This window comes from Microcoleus sp. F4-D5, assembly GCF_036704885.1.
GTDB lineage: Bacteria > Cyanobacteriota > Cyanobacteriia > Cyanobacteriales > Microcoleaceae > Microcoleus.
In genome coordinates this window covers 35,401-54,008 of record NZ_JAUBSX010000050.1, presented here as the reverse complement: position 1 = coordinate 54,008, position 18,608 = coordinate 35,401, and the positions used below count along the sequence as shown (strand labels likewise).

Sequence of the window (18,608 nt, the reverse complement as noted above, 5' to 3'; positions counted from 1 at the left end):
CCCTTCAAATGGACTTATTCGGGCAAAGCATTGAAGAAATAATCAATGGTAGGTTAACTCCCGCCTACGTCTACTAGATAATTGGACGCCCTCAGATTACAAAGGAGATAATGTTAAGTTTGTAAATCAGATTTACAAGGAGCTTGGTCTTCCCGAACAGGTTTCTTACATTGCATACGACTATGACGGAACCCTTCATAAACTCAATTATGAGTATACCAATGGTGCAGCGATCGATGCTGCCAGAAGTGGAAACACCGACATGAGTTCGACCGCACTCGGTATGTCGAACGACCTGCTGATCGGAGGGTCATCCCCTAACATTCTTCAGTCTAGTGACGGCAATGACTTTTTGTTCGGCGCTGGTGATGATGATGAGTTGAACGGAGGCGCTGGTAGAGACACCGGAGTTTATTTTGGGACGCCACTTGACTACGACATCCGGAAAAATTCAAACGGTTCTTGGTCAGTTCGCAATGTGCGCGGTGCAAAGGACGCTGGTTCAGATACGCTGAAAAACGTCGAAGTCGTGCAGTTTGACGGTGGCAAGACATACGAACTCAAACAGGGCGGTCTTACCTTCCAAACCGATTTCGCTCTTGTGATCGACACTACAGGCAGCATGGGTTCATCGATAGGAAGAGTCAAAGCGCAGGCATCTTCACTTATTGATGCAGTATTCGCTGGCGGCAAGAACGATGGTCGCATTGGGGTGGTCGAGTACAAGGACACTACGATTGGGCAACCGTCAGCGGTTATTCTCCCATTTACAGATCAAGATGACTTTGCAGCCAGAAAATCCGCCGCAATTGCAGCAATAAATAGCATCACTGTAAGCGGTGGCGGCGACCTGCCGGAGACAGCCTTTGACGGGCTTCGTGTTGCGCTAGACGGGTCTATGGGGGAATGGAGGTTTGGCGCAGGCGTGCTTCGGATCGCTCTATTTACAGACGCGGCAGCGAAAGACGGTGCCCTAGCTGACCAAGTGAACGCCCTTGCTAGTAGTATTGGAGCCACGGTCGCAAACCGTTCCTCCGTGGCGGGATCGGGCGGCTCAGTCGATACCTTTAGCCTGGCATTCGGAGATGACGGCTCGAACGGTACACAACAACGAAGTAACCCTGGTGACCCCAACGCTAATCCCGATTTCCCATTTGTGCCATCCGACGATCCCATCACTCCTGACCCGACGACTGCACAAGTTCAAATATTTACAATATTCACTGGCCCTAATGGTGTTGATACGTCTGCCCTTGAGGATATAGCAGACACCACCGGAGGCGACTTCCTTAAGACCACGACGAATGAGGACTTGGTGAGCATCTTGCTCAACATCATCAATTTACCGCCAGAGCCTGTGAATACTCCTCCCACAGCGGTAAATGACAAGATCACAACGAACCAGAACATCGCTGTTAGTATAAATGTTTTAGCTAACGACAGTGACCCTAATGGAGATGTCATAACCGTAGAAGCATTTGACGGCGTTTCTACGGAAGGAGGTAACATTGTTCTTGATAATCGCGGTACGCCTGATAACCTTACTGACGATCTATTGGTTTACACTCCTTTAACGACCTTTAGCGGCAGTGACAGTTTCACCTATACGATTAGCGATGGAACTGCTACAGCTACGGCTTCAGTTGTTGTTGAAGTCGGGGTTGACCTGGACGGCAGTAATGGGACAGATGGACTAACAGGGACACCAGGAGACGATCGCCTTAATGCAGGTAATGGGAATGGAACGCTTATTAACATGGGTGGGTTGTCTTTAGAAGATGGTAACGACACAATCACTAGCGCTGGCGGCATTTACAACGAGGGTATCATTGATACTGGCAATGGTGATGACTTTATTATTGCTGATGGAGGCGTTGATGGTACTGGTACCGGATATGGCATTTATAACAACGGCGGTAACATTAATACTGGTGATGGTAACGACTCCATCATTGCTCATGAAGGCTTTAAGTCAGACTTGAATAGCAGTGGAAGTGTGTTTTTAGGAGAGGGCGAAGACTATATCAAGGGTTTTGGTAGTGGTGATTTTTATGGCGGAAACGGTAATGACACACTAGAATTAACGCCAGGAAGTTATACGGTTGGGATATGGGACACATCGGCGACTTTCACCCAAGGCGACCAACTTATGATAACTTCCGAGTTTGAAAAACTCATAGCTGGTGGCACAACGTATGACTTCACCAGTTTGACTGCTGGTCAGACAATTATTATCGTCTAGCAGTCTATTTGGAAGTAGGGGACAGCTAGCTATGAGAAAAGTTTTGCTGTCCTGAAAGAGCCTTGATTCTTTACTGATAACGCTTTTCTCCAATCTCCTGAAATAAAAGGTTAAAAATTGTCTCTAGAGCCTCTATTTTTAGATTTCACGGACTGCTTTACCGAGTGCGATCGGGAGTCGATCGACTCGCGCCCCAATTATTGGTACGAAGGCCGTTGTCCTCAAAGCGGCGATCTGCTGAGACTGCCGCGCACTCGAATGTCAGAGGATCTGGCCCGGGGTTTGATGCAGTACCTGGCGGCTGACGGTGCCTACGATCGCGAGGGCAAGATGTACGGCATATTGCTGGTGGAGATGCCTTCGGGGGAACAGGGGATACTCAAAGCATTTTCCGGGCTGCTGAACGGTTGCAGCATTGTTGAGGGCTGGGTGCCGCCGATTCCGGGACGCGATCGAGTTGCTTTCGAGGAAGCGCGCACGTTAACGCAATTGGAGGCGATGAAACAGGAACTTATTGCACTCAATCAACTCCCGCAGCGACAAGAGTATGAAGCCTTATTTCGGGAGTTTGAAGTGCAAATGCAAGTGTTGAGCGATCGGCACCGCAATTGCAAGCAGCAGCGAGACGAAAAACGCCAGTTACTGTGTCAAACTCACGCCGCAGAAACACTAGAAACTGCCCTCGAACAACTGAATCAAGAAAGCCGTTTGGAGAAAATTGAACGCAGGCAATTGAAACGGCAGCGGGATGAAACATTGCAGCCGCTAAAACAATTAATTGAAGCTGCGGATCGGCGGATGCGGGCGCTGAAACAGCGGCGAAAAGAACTTTCCCGCGAACTTCAGACGCAAATGCACGCGGCTTACACTCTGGTGAATTTTTTGGGGAAATCGCGATCGCTATCCTCATTGATGCCAACTAATTCTATTCCCACTGGCACCGGCGACTGCTGCGCGCCAAAATTGCTCCACTGTGCGGCAGCAAACAATCTGAAACCGCTGGCAATGGCTGAGTTTTGGTGGGGGCCGCCATCGGGCGATAAGATACAGGGAGAATTTTACGGTGCTTGTGCCGATCGGTGTCAGCCTTTGATGGGTTTTTTGCTGTCAGGATTGGCTCAAAATCCGACTGTTTCTAATATAAATGATGATTTGTGGGGCGGGCTAGAAGCCCAACCCCTACTCCCCACAAATCATCATATTTCTTGTGGAACGGGCATCTTGCCCGTTACCCAAATGCTACCGATTATTTATGAAGACAAATGGTTGATTGCGGTCAATAAACCCTCTGGGTTGCTGTCAGTTCCCGGTCGTTATTTGGAAAATCAAGATAGTGTTTTGAGTCGCTTGCACAATTTGTTGCCGGATGGATTAGAATTAACAGCGGTGCATCGTTTAGATTGGGAAACATCGGGTATTTTGCTATTGTCGCGGGACAAAGAAACTAGCAGTCAACTCAGGCAACAATTTGAGAACAAGCAGGTTCACAAAGTTTATGAAGCGGTGCTTTCGGGTACTATCAAAATTGATGCGGGGACGATCGATCTGCCACTTTGGGGCGATCCAGAAAATCGCCCTTACCAGCAAGTCAATTGGGAGTGCGGAAAACCCAGCGTTACTCGCTTTCAGGTAATAGCGAGGGAGGGAAATTACGATCGCGTCGAGTTTTTGCCGCTGACGGGACGCACGCATCAATTGAGGGTTCATGCAGCGGATGTTCGAGGGTTGGGGATAACGATTTTGGGCGATCGACTTTACGGATGTCGGGCTGCTGCGAACCGGCTACACTTGCACGCCCGGGAACTTTCCTTTAAGCATCCGCAGTTGGGAGAAACGCTATACATAAAGGCAGAAACACCATTTTGAACTCAGGGCGATCGTGTAGCAAGCGTTAATTGATAAGGCAATATGTGATGCCGTTAGCATTGGTCGCGATCGATTCAAGTTATATTAAACTCATCCCCCGACAAAAGGTGCGGGGGATTTCACGTTTTTCTGTTAACAGCTAACAGTGAACCGTTAACAGCTATGTGATTTCCCTGATTCTTCACTTGAAAAAACATCAAGATTATGGCCGATCAAACAACTTCTCCACTCCTACTCAGTTCCTTCAAACTCGGAGATTTATCCTTAAAAAACCGGGTACTCATGGCACCCATGACGAGAGCCAGAGCCGGTGAAGCGCGGATGCCCAACGCCTTGATGGAAGAGTATTACACTCAGCGGGCATCCGCTGGTTTAATCATTACAGAAGCCACAGTGATTTCTTCTCAAGGTAATGGTTGGCTCAATACGCCCGGTATTTATTCAGATGAGCAAGGCGAAGCTTGGAAACAAGTCGTGGCTGGGGTTCATGCCCGCGAAACGCCGATTTTCATCCAGCTTTGGCACTGCGGGCGGGCTTCCCACAGCAGTTTTCATGAAAACAATCAATTGCCAGTTGCAGCGTCTGCCATCAAAATAAACGGAGAAAGCATTCATACCCCTCTAGGCAAACAACCCTACGAAACTCCCCGCGCTCTAGAAACCGATGAAATCTCGCTGGTTGTAGAAGATTATCGCAAGGCGGCTGAACGAGCAAAAATGGCAGGTTTTGACGGTGTAGAAATTCACGCGGCAAACGGCTATCTCATTGACACGTTCCTCCAAACCAGAACCAATCACCGCACTGATTCCTATGGTGGTGTAGTCGAAAATCGCTACCGTTTTCTTAAGGAGATTGTCGAAGCGATTATCACAGTATTTCCGGCAAACAGAGTGGGAGTTAGACTTTCTCCCAATGGTGTTTTCAATGATATGGGTTCTCCCACTTATCGGGAAGATTTTCTGTATTTCGCGGGGCAGTTAAATGCCTATGATTTAGCTTACCTTCACTTGGTGGACGGTCTGGCTTTTGGCTTTCACGAATTGGGAAAGCCGATGATGATAGGTGAGTTTCGCGATGTGTTTGCAGGGCCGCTGGTCGGCAACTGCGGATATACTCAAGAACAGGCTGAAACGGCCCTGAGCAGCAAAGTTGCTGATTTAATTGCTTTTGGTCGAGATTTTATCAGCAATCCCGATTTGGTAGAGCGTTTTACTAATGGTTGGCCGCTCAATCCGCCGGCAGAAGTCGGCGTCTGGTATTCTTTTGGGCCTGAAGGTTATATCGATTTCCCTAGCTATCAGGAATCTCAAGCTATTTCCTGATCGTCAGATTACATGGATGACACCTGCTGTTAGATCCCAGACTTCTTTAAGAAGTCTGGGATCTGGGTAATCTAAAATTGATTAACAGCTTCATAATCTTCCCAAGCTGCTTTTGCACCAAATTCGACGATCGCACTCAAATCACAAGCATATTCTCCAGCACAGCTAAAAGAACCAAGTTCCAAGATATAAAGCTCTCCATCAGACTCGCAGATATCGATCGTGTATACAGATTCTGGATACCAGCTCACTTGTTTGAGAACTTCGCTAAGATAGTTTTCTAGATATCCTCCGCCGATCGTTTCATCAACTCTTTCTTCTCCAACTAAATAGAGAGAACCAGTAATAATGTGATTTTTATAAACAAAAAATCTCCATTCTTTCGCAATGTGTCGTTTGCCGCTGACTAATACAAAAGTGGTTTCATCTCTTTTTAATTCGCTTCCCAGAGATTCCATCGTATTTAAAATATTCAGGTTAAAAATCCCGGCTCGAAATGATTTCATATTGCTGTCAGGTCGGACAAACAAATCTCCATCGGATTTGGGAGCGTGTCACTTTTGTGATAAGTAAAAATACTTAAGCCGCTTTTGGTGATTTACCAATTAAGCCGTTTAAGTAAGCACATCGATGAGCTAATACCTGCCCAACATGTTCTGATTTCCAACTTGCTCCAGATATTTTAATCCGTCTAGCTATTTGCTTAATTCCTGATTCTACTGCCCCGCGTGCCAATTGAACAAATTCCGTCTCTCTGAAAAACTTCATAATTAATAATTCTTTCCTGATGCTTTTCTAAATACTTACAGAAGTTAATTGCTGGTTTTTTCTTTAACTTTGTGAATAATGCTATTGCACTGGGGACATTTCCTTGCCATAAATATGTTTCGGCTTGCTTTAACCGCTTAATTGAACCACCCACATAAGTGAAGATTTTCATTCAGATGATACCAATCTAAGATTTCTCTTCTGTCCTGTTCACAACTAATTTCCTTGAATATATTCCAGACTCCATCATGTCCATCACCTAGACAAGTTACTGGGTTTGCTAGTGGTTGTTGATTTGCCCAATCAATAATCATATTATTTTGGTCGAAACTAGCTACTATTCCCGCCTCTGAAACAATTGCTTTATAGTCTTTCCACTCAGATTTTTCTCCTTTTGGCGTGATTAACCGGGCTTTGCCACCATCTACACTTAGTTCAGTAATATCTAATGTTGCTACGGGTTTATTGAATTCTTGATAATGTACTAATCTTTGTTGTGTTTTCGAGGGGACAGTAACTCCAGTTATGTATTTAATATCTTTTGATGCACTTTCATAGGCAACATTAGCACTCAGTCTTAAACAGCAGTTTTCTAAATGCGGACTTAATCTACTTCCCGTACCACACCCTAGTCGAGCCGCTTGCTTCTCGGTGATACTTAAATCACCTAATGTACTTTTTAATTTCTTTACCCTTCCTGCTTTTGTCCCGCTAGCTGAGTAGATAAAAAAATTCCGATCTGTGGTGTTACATGAGTTAACACTCTTTGTTTTACTGCTAGCTCGATATCTTCTAATGTCTTTAACGATCCAGGTTCACAATCCGCATACAGGATTGCAGAAATAGCTTCTACATGTGTTTGAATCGCCTGTTGCTGTTCTGGGGTCATGGTTCAATCGCCATTAATAAGACACTATTATTCTCGCCTATTTTGCTCAACAATGGCTCAAAGCCACTATTTTACTCTTTTTGAGTATTTATGCTTATCGCAAAAGTGACACGCTCCCTCGGATTTGAAGTATTCCAGAATTTCGGTCTTTCTTCTGACCAATTCGCCCAAAGAAAGAAGAAAATATTTGTTATTTAACAAGTATTGACCGAAGTAAGTGTAGTAACTGGAACAACGGAGATGCTTTTCGTCCATATAAGCGCCCGGAATCCACGGAGTTCTTAAGATATGCCGACCTAAATTTAGGGTTCCCATGAATAAAACACAATCATCAGGGGAAAAATATTGATGAGCTGCTTGTGGGCGAAAATTTAGATATTTAGTTTGTTTGTAAATGTATCCTTGTTTCTGCAATTCTGCTAAAAATTCTAATTCGCGATCGTAAATATTTTGTTCGATCAACCAATTTACTTTTTTCATGGCAGTCTTGCGTTCGATCGGTGTTTGAGGGGCAACTATCGCTGCATAGAGCGAAAATGACCGAGAATTTCTTGATCCTACCCGCCACGCGATCGATCCGTGGAATCAATCGAAAGCATCTAAAATCTAAAATCCTCAAGCCGCCGAATTTATCCGTGGGGTCGCCTCCAAAATCCAAAATCTAAAATCTAAAATCTAAAATCGAATGACTCGATCGAGCCCTTGGGCAAAAAGGCAGTTGAGATCGAGAACGTTTCCCCATATCCTAATAATCATAGGGTACTTCAAAAAATTAGAGCTGCTAGCTCAGCTTTTGAGTGCCTGAAAATAATCTATAGCGGAAGCGCTTTTAACAAGATGGCACAAAATCACAAATCAACGGTTATCATCACCGGCGCTTCCTCCGGCGTCGGTTTGTACGGCGCTAAAGCACTCGCAGACAGGGGATGGCACGTAGTCATGGCCTGTCGGGACGTGCGGAAAGCCGGAGACGCCGCCCAAGAGTTGGGCATACCTCAAGGCAGTTTCTCCATTATGCAGATTGAGTTGGGGGATTTGGAGAGCGTGCGCCGATTTGCCCGAGAATTCAAGGCAAGCGGCAGGCCTCTGGACGCTTTGGTGTGTAACGCCGCCATTTATATGCCTTTGATTAAGGAACCGCTGCGGAGTCCCGAGGGTTATGAGTTGACGATGACTACCAATCACCTGGGTCATTTCCTGCTGTGCAACCTGATGCTGGAAAATATGAAACCTTCCTATTATTCCGATGCGAGAATCGTGATTTTGGGAACTGTGACTCACAATCCAGACGAATTGGGCGGGAAGATTCCGCCGCGCCCGGATTTGGGCAACTTTGAGGGTTTTGAAGCCGGTTTCAAAGACCCGATTTCGATGGTTGACGGCAAGAAGTTTGAACCGGTCAAGGCTTACAAAGATAGCAAAGTTTGCAACGTGCTGACGATGCGAGAATTGCACCGCCGTTTTCACGAATCCACGGGGATTACTTTCACTTCGCTTTATCCGGGATGCGTTGCGGATACGCCGCTGTTCCGCAACCACTATCCTTTGTTTCAGAAGCTGTTCCCGCTGTTTCAGAAGAATATCACGGGGGGTTACGTGTCGCAGGAGTTGGCGGGCGAAAGGCTGGCGATGGTGGTTGCCGACCCAGAATACAAGCAATCTGGGGCTTATTGGAGTTGGGGAAATCGCCAGAAAAAAAATGGCAAGTCTTTTGTGCAGAAGGTTTCTCCCCAGGCCCGGGATGATGAAAAAGGCGAGCGGATGTGGGAGTTGAGCGCTAAGTTGGTGGGATTGGCTGACGGGGCTAAAATGGGTACTGCGGCTGGTGCAGGCCGCTCTGCATAATTCAGAGTTAGAAACCTCCTTTATTAGCATCGGCGGTTGAAACGGCGTCTACGCACAGGATGTCTGCCGACGCAAACTCAATAATAAAGGGGGTATTCAAGTCGGATTTGGGATGATGCACCAAAATCAAAGAAAGCGGGTTTTTTAGTGGGTCGGCAGGTTGTAACTCACATCTTGCACTATTGTTAAGAACAGGCATCTTGCCTGTTCCACAAGAGATAAATTTTCTCGCTTCACAGGCCGGAAAGCCTGTTCATAAAAAGATTATTGAGAATGGTGCCAGATCTCAGTTGTAACGGGTATTTTCGGACACAACCAGGTTTCTGGTTTACCGGAGACTCCAGGGCTGTTCTGGTTGTGGCATTAGGATGAAAGCGTAGGTTTTGCAACCAAAAAACTTGGGTTTTTTTACTGTTAAGTCGATCGACTTACACGATATTTTTTCGGATAAAAGCCCCGTTGATGCGTAAGTGTTGGGGAACGAACAGCGGTCGATCGACCTTTTGGTTTGCAGCGTCGCCGAAACTGTTGGCTGCGACGGCTGTTTCCTTTTTTGCTGTTAAGATTGATTTTTACTTGAGGGTGCTCTATTGCAGAAAATATTTTCACCCAATTATTCGAGATAATTAGATCCTATGGCTTGTCGATCGCAAAAACTATTTTTATTGGCTGGTATTTTAGGGTTAGTTTTGTTGGCAAAACCAGCGAAAACATCCGCTAGCACAGGTGAAATTTTAACCTCAAATGTTGAGGATTTGGCAGCAGTTAGCAGCAAAGGCGATCGAGCTTTCATTCCCGATACTAATCTTGACAAACGCGAAGACTTGCCCGTACAAGATGAGGCAACGCAGTTATCTGCAGAGTCAGAACGATCGGCGGCGGAAACTCCCGGCTTACCGCCGTCCGCGGCAAATTCAGTCGATGCGACATCTTACACCATTCTCAAGAACAGGCAAGATGCCTGTGAAGCGAGGAGTGAGTTTGATTGTGGGGTGGGCATCCTGCCCGCCCGTAAAATGCTTATTGACAATGGTGCAACATCTCAGGCCGATCGCACATTCAGCACAAAAACTCAAGAAACCGAGCTTTTTAACCGAGATCGAAAACTAGAAGAAAGTATTGACAGCAAAAAAATTGATTTGGGTACCGATCGAGCCTCGCATCTGGCCCAACTGCCCAACCCAATTCTGCCGCGAGAACCAGAATTGCCAGCTCCTGAGCCGCCGCAACCCCCTGCGCCGTCTCCCCTCCAACCCACCCAGCCAACACCCGTTGAAAGCGAAATTAGACCGGGGATTCCCGGTACAATTAAGGTCGCTGGCTTTGAATTTGAGGGCAACACAGCTTTTAGCGATCGCGAACTCGCAGAAGTTACGCAACAGTTTGCGGGCCGCGAAATCACCTTTGCCGAACTGATCGCAGCAGAAGCAGCCGTCACTCAAAAATATGTAGCCGCGGGATACATCAATTCCGGCGCTGTAATTCCTGCCAACCAAACCTTTCCGAGAGAAGGAGGTGTGGTGAAAATTCGGATTGTAGAAGGCGGATTAGATGAAATTGTGATTACTGGAAACAGGCGCTTAAATTCAAATTACGTGCGATCGCGCCTAGAACGCGCCACCAGACGGCCCCTCAACCGATCTCGGTTGCTGGAAGCCTTGCAATTGCTGCAACTCGACCCGTTAATTGGCAATATTTCCGCCGAATTGCAAGCCGGAAGCCGCCCGGAAAACAGCCGCTTAGAAGTGCGCGTCAAAGAAGCAGACAGCTTTAGCGGCGAAGTGTTTGCAGACAACAACCGATCGCCCAGCGTCGGCAGTTTTCGGCGCGGTGTTCGCATCAATCAAGCAAATTTGCTCGGTTTGGGCGACGGATTAGAGGTATCTTATGCTAACACCGACGGCAGCAATGAATTCAACGGCAGCTACACAGTCCCCGTCAACGCGCGCAACGGGACGATTGGGTTCGCTGCGAGTGCTGCTAGCACCAATATCATCGAGGAACCGTTCGATCGCGCACAAATCGAGGGGAAATCGCGGACTTACGAGTTAACTTACCGCCAGCCGATTGTGGAAAAGCCCGATCGCACTTTGGCTTTGGGACTGAGTTTTTCGCGGCAAGAAAGCGATACATTCCTGTCGGGGAAACGATTTGCGCTTTCGGCGGGAGCAAATGAGCGCGGTGAAACGCGGGTTTCGGCTGTGCGGTTTTTTCAGGAATACGTGCAGCGGAGTTCCAACCAAGTGTTCGCGGCGCGATCGCAATTCTCCCTCGGCACTAATCTGTTCGGCGCTACTGCGAACGATAGCGGGCCTGACAGCCGCTTTTTGGCGTGGCGCGGACAAGCGCAATACGTGCGGCTGTTAGCGCCCGAAACCTTGCTGATAGTGCGTTCCGACATTCAATTAGCCGATCGCCCCCTGCTTTCCCTCGAACAAATCGGGATCGGCGGCGTTCAAAGCGTGCGCGGATACCGCCAAGATTTGCTGTTAACTGATAGCGGTGCGATCGCGTCTGCAGAAGTGCGAATCCCGGTTTGGCGTGTCCCAGAAGTCGAAGGTTTGTTGCAAGTGGCTCCGTTTATCGATTTTGGGGTAGGGTGGAACAATTCGGAGGAAAAGCCGAATCCCGACTCGGATAAACTGCTGGGTGCGGGTTTGGGGCTGGTTTGGCAGATGGGCGATCGGTTGAATGTGCGTTTAGACTACGGTATTCCTTTGATTAATGCTCGATCGGGCGATCGAACTTTGCAGGAAAAAGGCATCTACTTTAGAATCAATTATTTTCCGTTTTAAATTGTAGGTTGGGTTGAGTGCGATCGAACCCAACGCTTCGCTTCGCCCAACACTACTTTAAGTCCTCTCAATCAGTTGATGAACCGCACTAACCACCAATTCAGGCCGATCTAGCGGTATAAGATGCCCGCTATTTTCTGCCCACATTCCGCACTTCTGGCTTTGATGACTAAGGTTTTTCATACATTCACCGTATAAAAAATATCTGTGCCTAAGTTTTCTATTTTGAGTATCATTATTGTCGGATTTTGCCGATATATAACAAATTTGAATTGACAGATATTTCCTAATACATTTATTCGGAAACTTTTGAACTAACTTTCCATAAATTAGACATCAAAATCATGACAACATGATTGTTGTCTTGCTAATTATTTGATTTTTTCAACAATATTCTCAGGTTTATTTGTGTCTTTATCCATCTTCAACTATTAAATAATATTGACCGCAAACCTTTCCTAGATAATTCAATATATCCTCAAGTTCTTTTGTTAAGTTGCTCACCTGCTCGGTTCCATTTACATTGACCAAGTGTACGGCTTGAAACATCTGAAATACCCACCGCATTGTCGGTTTATTTGTTAATTTCTTGACCTGGTTTCTGATGCTGGCATTTGCTGATGCTAATTCTTGCCTCAACTTTCTTTGCGCTAGGTTATATACTAGCAAACATACTCCCATTATCATGGCAATTGCTTCTACTCTTTCTGTTTTTTTTACGAAGACGCTTGATGTGAAAAATAATGGGTCTTTTAAGAATCTAAATCCTCTTTCGTTACTTTGTTGGTCTTTGTATTCTTCTAATATTTGTTCGTTGGTTATTTCGTTTTTGTCTAAAATATTCGTCGCTAATATAAATCTTCCTGCTTTAATTTTATGGGCTGATATTATTTCTGGTCTTGTTTCTAGTTTTCCGGTTATTTGATATTCTATCTTCTCTGTTTTACTAGCTGCCTGGAGCGGATTTTTTGATGTTTTTATTTTTGTTTCTTGGCATTTTATTTCTATAACTTGGTGATATCTCCAGGTTTATGATAATTTTTTTATGGCGGTTTCTGCGTCAGCTTCACAGGCAAATTTTTGCCGAGATAGCTTGCCTAGTGATACTTTGGCGCTTAATTCTTGTTTATTTACTTGTTTGTCTATCTGTTGAATACTTGCTTTTTTTCTGAGTTCACTTTCTCTGACCAACCATCTTTGTTTGATGTTTCCATAGTTGCTGGTATTTTCTGCTATTTTATATCCTTTTTTCGAGCTTGCTTTCCATTCACTTTCTTTGATGTCTACAATTTGCTCTTGGGCTGATTTTATGCTGAGTGGGACTCTTGTTATCCATTTGATTCCTGTCATTGCTGATAGGTTATCTTTGGTGTATAAGGCGCTGTCTGCTACGCAGATTCCCTCAAATGTCCACTGTTTTTTGAATTCTTTTAGTCTTTCTACAAATACGCTTTTGTCGTCGATGTTCCCTGAGTCTATTTTGAGATATAGTGGTATGTCTCCGTCTCCTGTTACGATCATATCTATGATAAATTGTTTCAGGTCTGGTCGATGATCTCTCGAGTATCCGTGTACTATTTCTATTGGTTTCATTTCCGATGTTTCTGGTTCGGCTTCTTTTTCTGTTTGATTGGTATTTTTGACTTCGGTTTTATATTCTCCTTGTACGTACATTGAACTTCCATCTAAATGGATGCTGTTCATTTTTACTTGGAATTTATGGGCGGCTTTTATGGCGATTGCTGTGAAGAGTTTTGTGGTTCCTGTTTGATAATATTTGTCTAATGCTCTTCCGAGTCTGTCGTCGTTTAAATGTTCGGGTAATATTCCCTTTCCGATTAAATGTTCTGTTGCTTTTCCTACAAAAAATTCCTCGAATATGTATAAGGGGGCGCTCAAAAAGCCTAGTCCATTCAAAATCATTGCTTTCATGACTTGTCCTGGGCTGAGTTTTTCTTGGGTTGTTATTCCTACTATTTTATTGACTTCTTCTTCTAGTTCCATCTCGTCTATTATGCCTGCTACTATTCCTAGATGATCTAAATTTAGGACTTTTATGGCAACTTTTGGTTCATTCATGGTTTTTTCCTCTTTGACTCTCACCCGTTCATTTTAACTTAAAAAAGCTTGAAGTGACTGCTGGGCAACCACTTCAGGCTTACATTTTTCAATTTTATAACCATCTATTCTATTTAAAGACCTGCGGAATGTGGGTTTCTGCAATGATCTGTTTGCTATTTGAGGATAGTTGAGTCAAATCTAGCTGAAGTGATGCCCATTGCTGGAATCTTTCATCACTCATCTCTGGATTTTTAGAGCCTTGAGTTAATACAATCAAAGGCAGGTTCCCCGGTAGTGTACTCGCTTGCAGTTGCTTAAAGCTCCTTTTCATATTGGCAAGCTCACTTGACGTAGTTGCCCAATAACAGGGGCGGTAACAAGAAGATTTGAAGGTGTCAAATAGAGCTTGAACTGCCAACGGATATTTTTGACTTTCTTGTTTGATATTCTTAAACATTGGCAACAGATTCATATCTCCGATCGCTCGTAACACTCCAACCAGACTGGCACTTCTCAGAAGCTGGTAAAGCAAAATTACCCTTTTCATACGCTTCCATATTGCGGGTGTTATTTGATCTTCATGGACAGAATCAACCAGCACCAATCCGACGACTTCTTCTGGATGTTGACTGGCATATAGTCGCATATTGCCTCCACCCAACGAGTGTCCAACTAAAATGTAGGGAGGTTCGATCTCAGCTTTGGTCAATAGGGCGTGTAATTCATCAACACTCTGCTGAATCGATTATTTGACTGACTGCTTGATAGAAAATCCCAGCAAATAAACTGATAGCGGTAATATATAGAGCAAGCGCGATCGATTGTTCTGAGATTGCCATAGCAAAGTTTATAAAGCTAATACCGTTGCATTCAAGTTTATCTTTTCTAACGATTAATTTGCCGCATAACGTTCCGATTGAGCCGCTGCTCGTGACCTTTGCCACACCACCAACTAACTCTGTCAGTCTGCTCCAATCGAATTGTTATGCGGCGTTTGCTCTTGCTTATCTGCCGCTCTTCAGTCCCATCTTGAACGCACAGAAAACCCTTGCCCCAATAATTCAGAAAGTTTCTTTGCCGCCGCTTGAGCAGCAGCTTGTGCCACTCTTAAAGCCTGCTCAGTATCTATGCCAGATGTTACCTCGTAAATGAAATAACATTCTCCATCACAAGGAGAAGCATAGTCTAAGCTGATTAAGGCATCTGTGATTTCCGTATTAGCCTCTGAAGTAACGACTGTTGCAAACCCACATACATCGGTAATATAACCATCTTTATTACGCGGTGCAATCTCCCTATCCTTCTGTGCAGCCCTTTCAGCTTCCTCCTGAGCCTCCTTCAGCGCTTGCTTTACTTTTTCAAGAACTTCGATCGAAGGAGTTTTTGGCGCTATGTATGAAAAACTTTTCAATGGTAAATCCTCTAAGCGAATTACCGACGAACTACTTAGCTGCTGCTCAATTTCTTCTAAAGATACCACTACGGTATTCTTCAAATTATCGCGATCATAAGTTGAATCATAAATATTTCCTCGTCCATCGTAATGAGTTTTCACTGAGTTAATAAAGTCTTCTGCTTCCCACGCTTCTTTTACTATTACAAGAATTTGGCTCAGCTTCGGATTCTGACTCTCTACCCATACGGGGAAACCAGGAACTTCATGATTTTCTCTAGTATCAGCCCATCTCCACTCACGCTCATGAGTCCAGTCTATCCACTTATTTTTATCTAGATTCATTGCTACATAGCGATACTGCTCATTTAGTGCTATTCCACAGGAGGATGCTAGACATCGAAACCCTTTTCCAAAATAGGAATCATCTCTAGAGGCTTCTTTGTGATTCCCAGATAACCCATATATTACAGGTCTACCACCAGCTTTAAATAGTTCTTGCTTACGCAAAGCAATACCATAAGCCTCGACTGAGGAAGAATTATTTCTTTTAGATGCATATGCAAGAAGCGCATAAAGAGGCATTTCAGTAAAACATACAGCCGATTTTGAACCGTAGATAGTGGGTCTTCCTCCACGAAATGACCCTCCTGATTTTATGTAGCCATCAAATAAAATTCTTTTTAATACAGAGTAAGCGTTTGCGTCAGAATCTAACCCGTATGGATGGTCAAGACTGTTTTCATACGCAAGTTGATCATCATAAGCAATTTCATCTAAGACATGAATCAAAGGCTTTCCCAGTGTGTCAAAACAAAATGGCAAAGGCAAATTAACATTTTTAGGATAGTGATTTAAATCTCTATCATGGACAAAGTGAATTACCCATTCTGATAAATCAATACGGTCTTGATTCACTTAAAGCCTCCATAATGATTTGAACTTGCATTACCAACTTGGCTAATTTTTTGGCTATGCCACCTAACCTCATTAAACCTTAAAAACTCTGTAAACATATTGCAACACACCTCTACCCAAGAAGTTGAGCCGCATAACTTATAATTATATCGCAGTTGCGGTACAATACTGTATATAGTCTAAAAATACCCCATATCGATAGATGTATGTCAACCCTCGGCGATCGGAAAAATTGAGACATTCATCAGAACTTACTCACGCTCGAAAGACTGTAATCGATCGCCCCATATTCATTGTATAAATTTCAGTATTAGATTGCTTCACCACGGGAGGTACTGAACTTGACCTTCCAACTCTCCCTCCTGACTGCACTCTACAAGGACAAGAAGATCCTCAATCACTCGTCCGATCGGAGCATCCGTGCTAATTTCGATCACCCCTGGCATCGGCTGACTTTGCCTCACTCGATCGTAGGCATAGCGAGTAATCGTAGCGACATCGTGAGTCAGCAGAATACGCCCTTCCTGCGCTGCCCACTCTAAAACGGTTGGATCGTCTTTCCCTGACAGCCCAACATCTTGTACACGAGCGATGTCGAGCTTTAGGTTGCGGCGAAATAACCCTCGAACGATCGTATTATCGAAGTTTTCATCAGCAAGAAGTTTTAACATGGTTCTTGCACTGTTCTGCGGGCAAGCAGGCGATCGCGCAAGCCTTGTGGGTCGAATTTTGCTTGATTCATAGCGCGAATCTCTTGAGATTGCTGCCGTCGCTGTTGCAAGTAAGCTTCTACTTCCAATTCGTGCTTGAGATAGAAGGCGATCGTGGCATAAACGTCAGCTAGATTCAGAGACGGATAGCGATAAACAATTTCCTCTGCGGTCGCGCCCTGCTGAAAGACAGCGATTACAGTATCTAATGTAACGCGAGTTTTTCCGACGAGAATCACACCATCTTCATTTGCATTTAAAGGAGCAGGTTCAGCCACGATTGTCAGTGTCATAAGCATCTTCAAATTCAATATCCCAATAGTAGCAAATCTTCCTAGCCGTTTAGAATTCTGATAGTGGGTACTGAGCCATGCGCGTCGAAAGGTTGCTAAAATCTCTCCCTGCTTGACGTTGAAGAATACTCAGATGATCTGTATCCAGTAAATATTTCATAGCTCATCTTCAGCTTCGAGGAGAGACTCATCCCCTTGGCGAATCGCTCGTCCATAGGCAAGTGGCTCTTCAAAGGCAGGTTCATCTTTGAAAGATCCTATAATTTGTTGCAACCAATTTGTCGGTTGAGAAGCCACAATTTGCTTTTGCAACGGGGCGATCGCTGCTTCCACTGCTGCCAGCCGTTCCTCTACAGAAGCGTTAATTGCCATTTGAGTTTCCCTAATTAATTCTTCCTATCTAAAGCCTATCTAAAGGATAGCGAGTATCGTGATGTGGTTTCGGTAGTTCATAAAAAAGCTTGGTAAGATTGTGTTCTCGACCTTGGCAAAATCTTAGCCTATGGCTGTGGATCTGGCAAGGTTGTCAGTTATTTTTAGCGCTGACTGTCAAATTTTATTAAGTGGGAGTCTCGATCGCTACTTGGGTCGCGAGCGGGGACGCTCGCACTGATACGATCAAAATATATAATTATGATGGAACCGGAAACGATATAAATCCTAACCTAGTTAACACAAGAGGGCTTGTCTTATGGTTCAGACAAAAACTAAACTAACATTTGCAGAGTTTCTCGAAAAGTACCCTGACGGATCGGGCATCTACGAACTTGTAAATGGAGAGATTGTCAAAGTGGAAGCAACCAGAGCTCATAAAAATGTGGCACGATTTCTAGTATTTGGCTTTAACGATGAAATCAGGCGCTTGGGACTTGACTATATCGTTGACAAAGATATAGTTTTGAGAACTGTAACAGCTTCAGGACAAGAACAAGGCAGAAATCCTGATGTTGGCGTGGTTAAGGCATCTGTATGGAATAGCAATGTACGCGGCTACGGAGCTCTTACCGAACCTATCCAATTAGCAGTAGAAGTTACCTCAACTAACTGGGAAGACGACTATGTGGATAAGCTAGATGAGTATCAAAGGCTCGGCATTTGTGAGTATTGGATTGTGGACTATTTAGCGATCGCTTCTAGGGCTTAAGCTGTCGTGCATTTAAATTACATATTGTCTGTTCCCCGTTTCCCGTTCCCTGTTCCCTTTCACCAAATCCTCACACCCTATTTAAATGCACAACAGCTTATTTAGGAAATCCCAAAATTCCCACTGTTTTCGTTTACTCTTTGGAAAATGGCAGTTATTTAGTTCAAAGTTTTAGAGGTAATGAGCGAATTATCTCTAAAACTTTTCCCGAACTAGAAATCACTGTAGAGCAACTTATACTCAGCAGCCAAATTCAAAACATTTAGAGAAACGAGATGAGCTTACACCGATAAATTTTATTCTGGAAAGAGTGTTTTTATGCCTCCCTTCCATTACTCTTTACTATTTTCACCATTCTCAA

Annotated in this window: 14 protein-coding genes and 2 pseudogenes; 6 read left to right on the top strand and 10 right to left on the bottom strand. The window is 44.6% G+C overall.

The window, feature by feature from the left end:
* Positions 1–262 precede the first annotated feature (262 nt).
* The 3 genes from QUA80_RS21475 (at position 263) to QUA80_RS21465 (ending at position 5,431) form a co-directional block, all read left to right on the top strand.
* Positions 263–2,242 (top strand): Ig-like domain-containing protein, encoded by a 1,980-nt coding sequence (locus QUA80_RS21475; RefSeq protein ID WP_333427109.1) that lies wholly within the window; start codon positions 263–265, stop codon positions 2,240–2,242.
* A gap of 117 nt (positions 2,243–2,359) precedes the next feature.
* Positions 2,360–4,108 carry a pseudouridine synthase gene (locus QUA80_RS21470; RefSeq protein WP_333427108.1) on the top strand — a complete coding sequence of 583 codons (1,749 nt, stop codon included), beginning with the start codon at positions 2,360–2,362 and terminating at the stop codon, positions 4,106–4,108.
* Positions 4,109–4,312: 204 nt separating this feature from the next.
* Positions 4,313–5,431, top strand: a complete 1,119-nt coding sequence (locus tag QUA80_RS21465) for an alkene reductase (protein WP_333427107.1) — start codon at positions 4,313–4,315, stop codon at positions 5,429–5,431.
* Positions 5,432–5,502: 71 nt separating this feature from the next.
* Here the strand turns inward: QUA80_RS21465 and QUA80_RS21460 are convergent, their stop codons facing one another.
* The 3 genes and pseudogenes from QUA80_RS21460 to QUA80_RS21450 form a co-directional block, all read right to left on the bottom strand.
* Positions 5,503–5,961 (bottom strand): ATP-grasp domain-containing protein, encoded by a 459-nt coding sequence (locus tag QUA80_RS21460; protein ID WP_333427106.1) that lies wholly within the window; start codon positions 5,959–5,961, stop codon positions 5,503–5,505.
* Between the two features lie 49 nt (positions 5,962–6,010).
* Positions 6,011–7,088 (bottom strand): annotated as a pseudogene (locus tag QUA80_RS21455) (ISKra4 family transposase).
* A 66-nt stretch (positions 7,089–7,154) separates the two neighbouring features.
* Complete coding sequence (locus QUA80_RS21450) at positions 7,155–7,568, bottom strand: hypothetical protein (protein ID WP_333427105.1); 414 nt, start codon at positions 7,566–7,568, stop codon at positions 7,155–7,157.
* Between the two features lie 357 nt (positions 7,569–7,925).
* On the opposite strand from QUA80_RS21450, the gene QUA80_RS21445 reads away from it, so the two are divergent.
* Positions 7,926–8,933, top strand: coding sequence for a protochlorophyllide reductase (locus QUA80_RS21445; RefSeq protein ID WP_333427104.1), 1,008 nt, complete (start codon positions 7,926–7,928; stop codon positions 8,931–8,933).
* A 7-nt stretch (positions 8,934–8,940) separates the two neighbouring features.
* Here the strand turns inward: QUA80_RS21445 and QUA80_RS21440 are convergent, their stop codons facing one another.
* Positions 8,941–9,132 (bottom strand): hypothetical protein, encoded by a 192-nt coding sequence (locus QUA80_RS21440; RefSeq protein WP_333427103.1) that lies wholly within the window; start codon positions 9,130–9,132, stop codon positions 8,941–8,943.
* Between the two features lie 436 nt (positions 9,133–9,568).
* Here QUA80_RS21440 and QUA80_RS21435 point away from each other — a divergent pair, with 436 nt between their 5' ends.
* A complete protein-coding gene (locus QUA80_RS21435; protein ID WP_333427102.1) occupies positions 9,569–11,728 on the top strand; it encodes a ShlB/FhaC/HecB family hemolysin secretion/activation protein in 2,160 nt (719 codons plus the stop codon).
* A gap of 414 nt (positions 11,729–12,142) precedes the next feature.
* On the opposite strand, the pseudogene QUA80_RS21430 reads toward QUA80_RS21435, so the two are convergent.
* The 6 genes and pseudogenes from QUA80_RS21430 to QUA80_RS21405 form a co-directional block, all read right to left on the bottom strand.
* Positions 12,143–13,807 (bottom strand): annotated as a pseudogene (locus QUA80_RS21430) (IS1634 family transposase).
* A 109-nt stretch (positions 13,808–13,916) separates the two neighbouring features.
* Entirely contained in the window at positions 13,917–14,531 is a 615-nt protein-coding gene (locus tag QUA80_RS21425; protein WP_333427110.1) for an alpha/beta hydrolase, read from the bottom strand.
* 276 nt (positions 14,532–14,807) lie between these two features.
* Positions 14,808–16,100: a hypothetical protein gene (locus tag QUA80_RS21420; RefSeq protein WP_333427101.1), complete on the bottom strand. Its 1,293-nt coding sequence runs from the start codon at positions 16,098–16,100 to the stop codon at positions 14,808–14,810.
* Positions 16,101–16,420: 320 nt separating this feature from the next.
* A complete protein-coding gene (locus tag QUA80_RS21415) occupies positions 16,421–16,771 on the bottom strand; it encodes a DUF5615 family PIN-like protein (protein WP_333427100.1) in 351 nt (116 codons plus the stop codon).
* Positions 16,765–17,103 (bottom strand): DUF433 domain-containing protein, encoded by a 339-nt coding sequence (locus QUA80_RS21410; RefSeq protein WP_333427099.1) that lies wholly within the window; start codon positions 17,101–17,103, stop codon positions 16,765–16,767. Before QUA80_RS21410 ends, QUA80_RS21415 begins: the two co-directional genes overlap by 7 nt.
* Positions 17,104–17,259: 156 nt before the next feature.
* Positions 17,260–17,475 (bottom strand): hypothetical protein, encoded by a 216-nt coding sequence (locus QUA80_RS21405; protein WP_333427098.1) that lies wholly within the window; start codon positions 17,473–17,475, stop codon positions 17,260–17,262.
* 319 nt (positions 17,476–17,794) lie between these two features.
* Here QUA80_RS21405 and QUA80_RS21400 point away from each other — a divergent pair, with 319 nt between their 5' ends.
* Positions 17,795–18,247: a Uma2 family endonuclease gene (locus tag QUA80_RS21400; protein ID WP_333427097.1), complete on the top strand. Its 453-nt coding sequence runs from the start codon at positions 17,795–17,797 to the stop codon at positions 18,245–18,247.
* Positions 18,248–18,608: the final 361 nt, after the last annotated feature.

What these genes read in the sequence shown, in the direction of transcription:
- QUA80_RS21475 (WP_333427109.1), top strand. Translation starts at nt 263, where the DNA reads ATGAGTTCGACCGCACTCGGTATGTCGAACGACCTGCTGATCGGAGGG.
- QUA80_RS21465 (WP_333427107.1), top strand. Translation starts at nt 4,313, where the DNA reads ATGGCCGATCAAACAACTTCTCCACTCCTACTCAGTTCCTTCAAACTC.
- QUA80_RS21450 (WP_333427105.1), bottom strand. Translation starts at nt 7,568, where the DNA reads ATGAAAAAAGTAAATTGGTTGATCGAACAAAATATTTACGATCGCGAA.
- QUA80_RS21445 (WP_333427104.1), top strand. Translation starts at nt 7,926, where the DNA reads ATGGCACAAAATCACAAATCAACGGTTATCATCACCGGCGCTTCCTCC.
- QUA80_RS21440 (WP_333427103.1), bottom strand. Translation starts at nt 9,132, where the DNA reads ATGCCTGTTCTTAACAATAGTGCAAGATGTGAGTTACAACCTGCCGAC.
- QUA80_RS21435 (WP_333427102.1), top strand. Translation starts at nt 9,569, where the DNA reads ATGGCTTGTCGATCGCAAAAACTATTTTTATTGGCTGGTATTTTAGGG.
- QUA80_RS21415 (WP_333427100.1), bottom strand. Translation starts at nt 16,771, where the DNA reads ATGTTAAAACTTCTTGCTGATGAAAACTTCGATAATACGATCGTTCGA.
- QUA80_RS21410 (WP_333427099.1), bottom strand. Translation starts at nt 17,103, where the DNA reads ATGACACTGACAATCGTGGCTGAACCTGCTCCTTTAAATGCAAATGAA.
- QUA80_RS21405 (WP_333427098.1), bottom strand. Translation starts at nt 17,475, where the DNA reads ATGGCAATTAACGCTTCTGTAGAGGAACGGCTGGCAGCAGTGGAAGCA.
- QUA80_RS21400 (WP_333427097.1), top strand. Translation starts at nt 17,795, where the DNA reads ATGGTTCAGACAAAAACTAAACTAACATTTGCAGAGTTTCTCGAAAAG.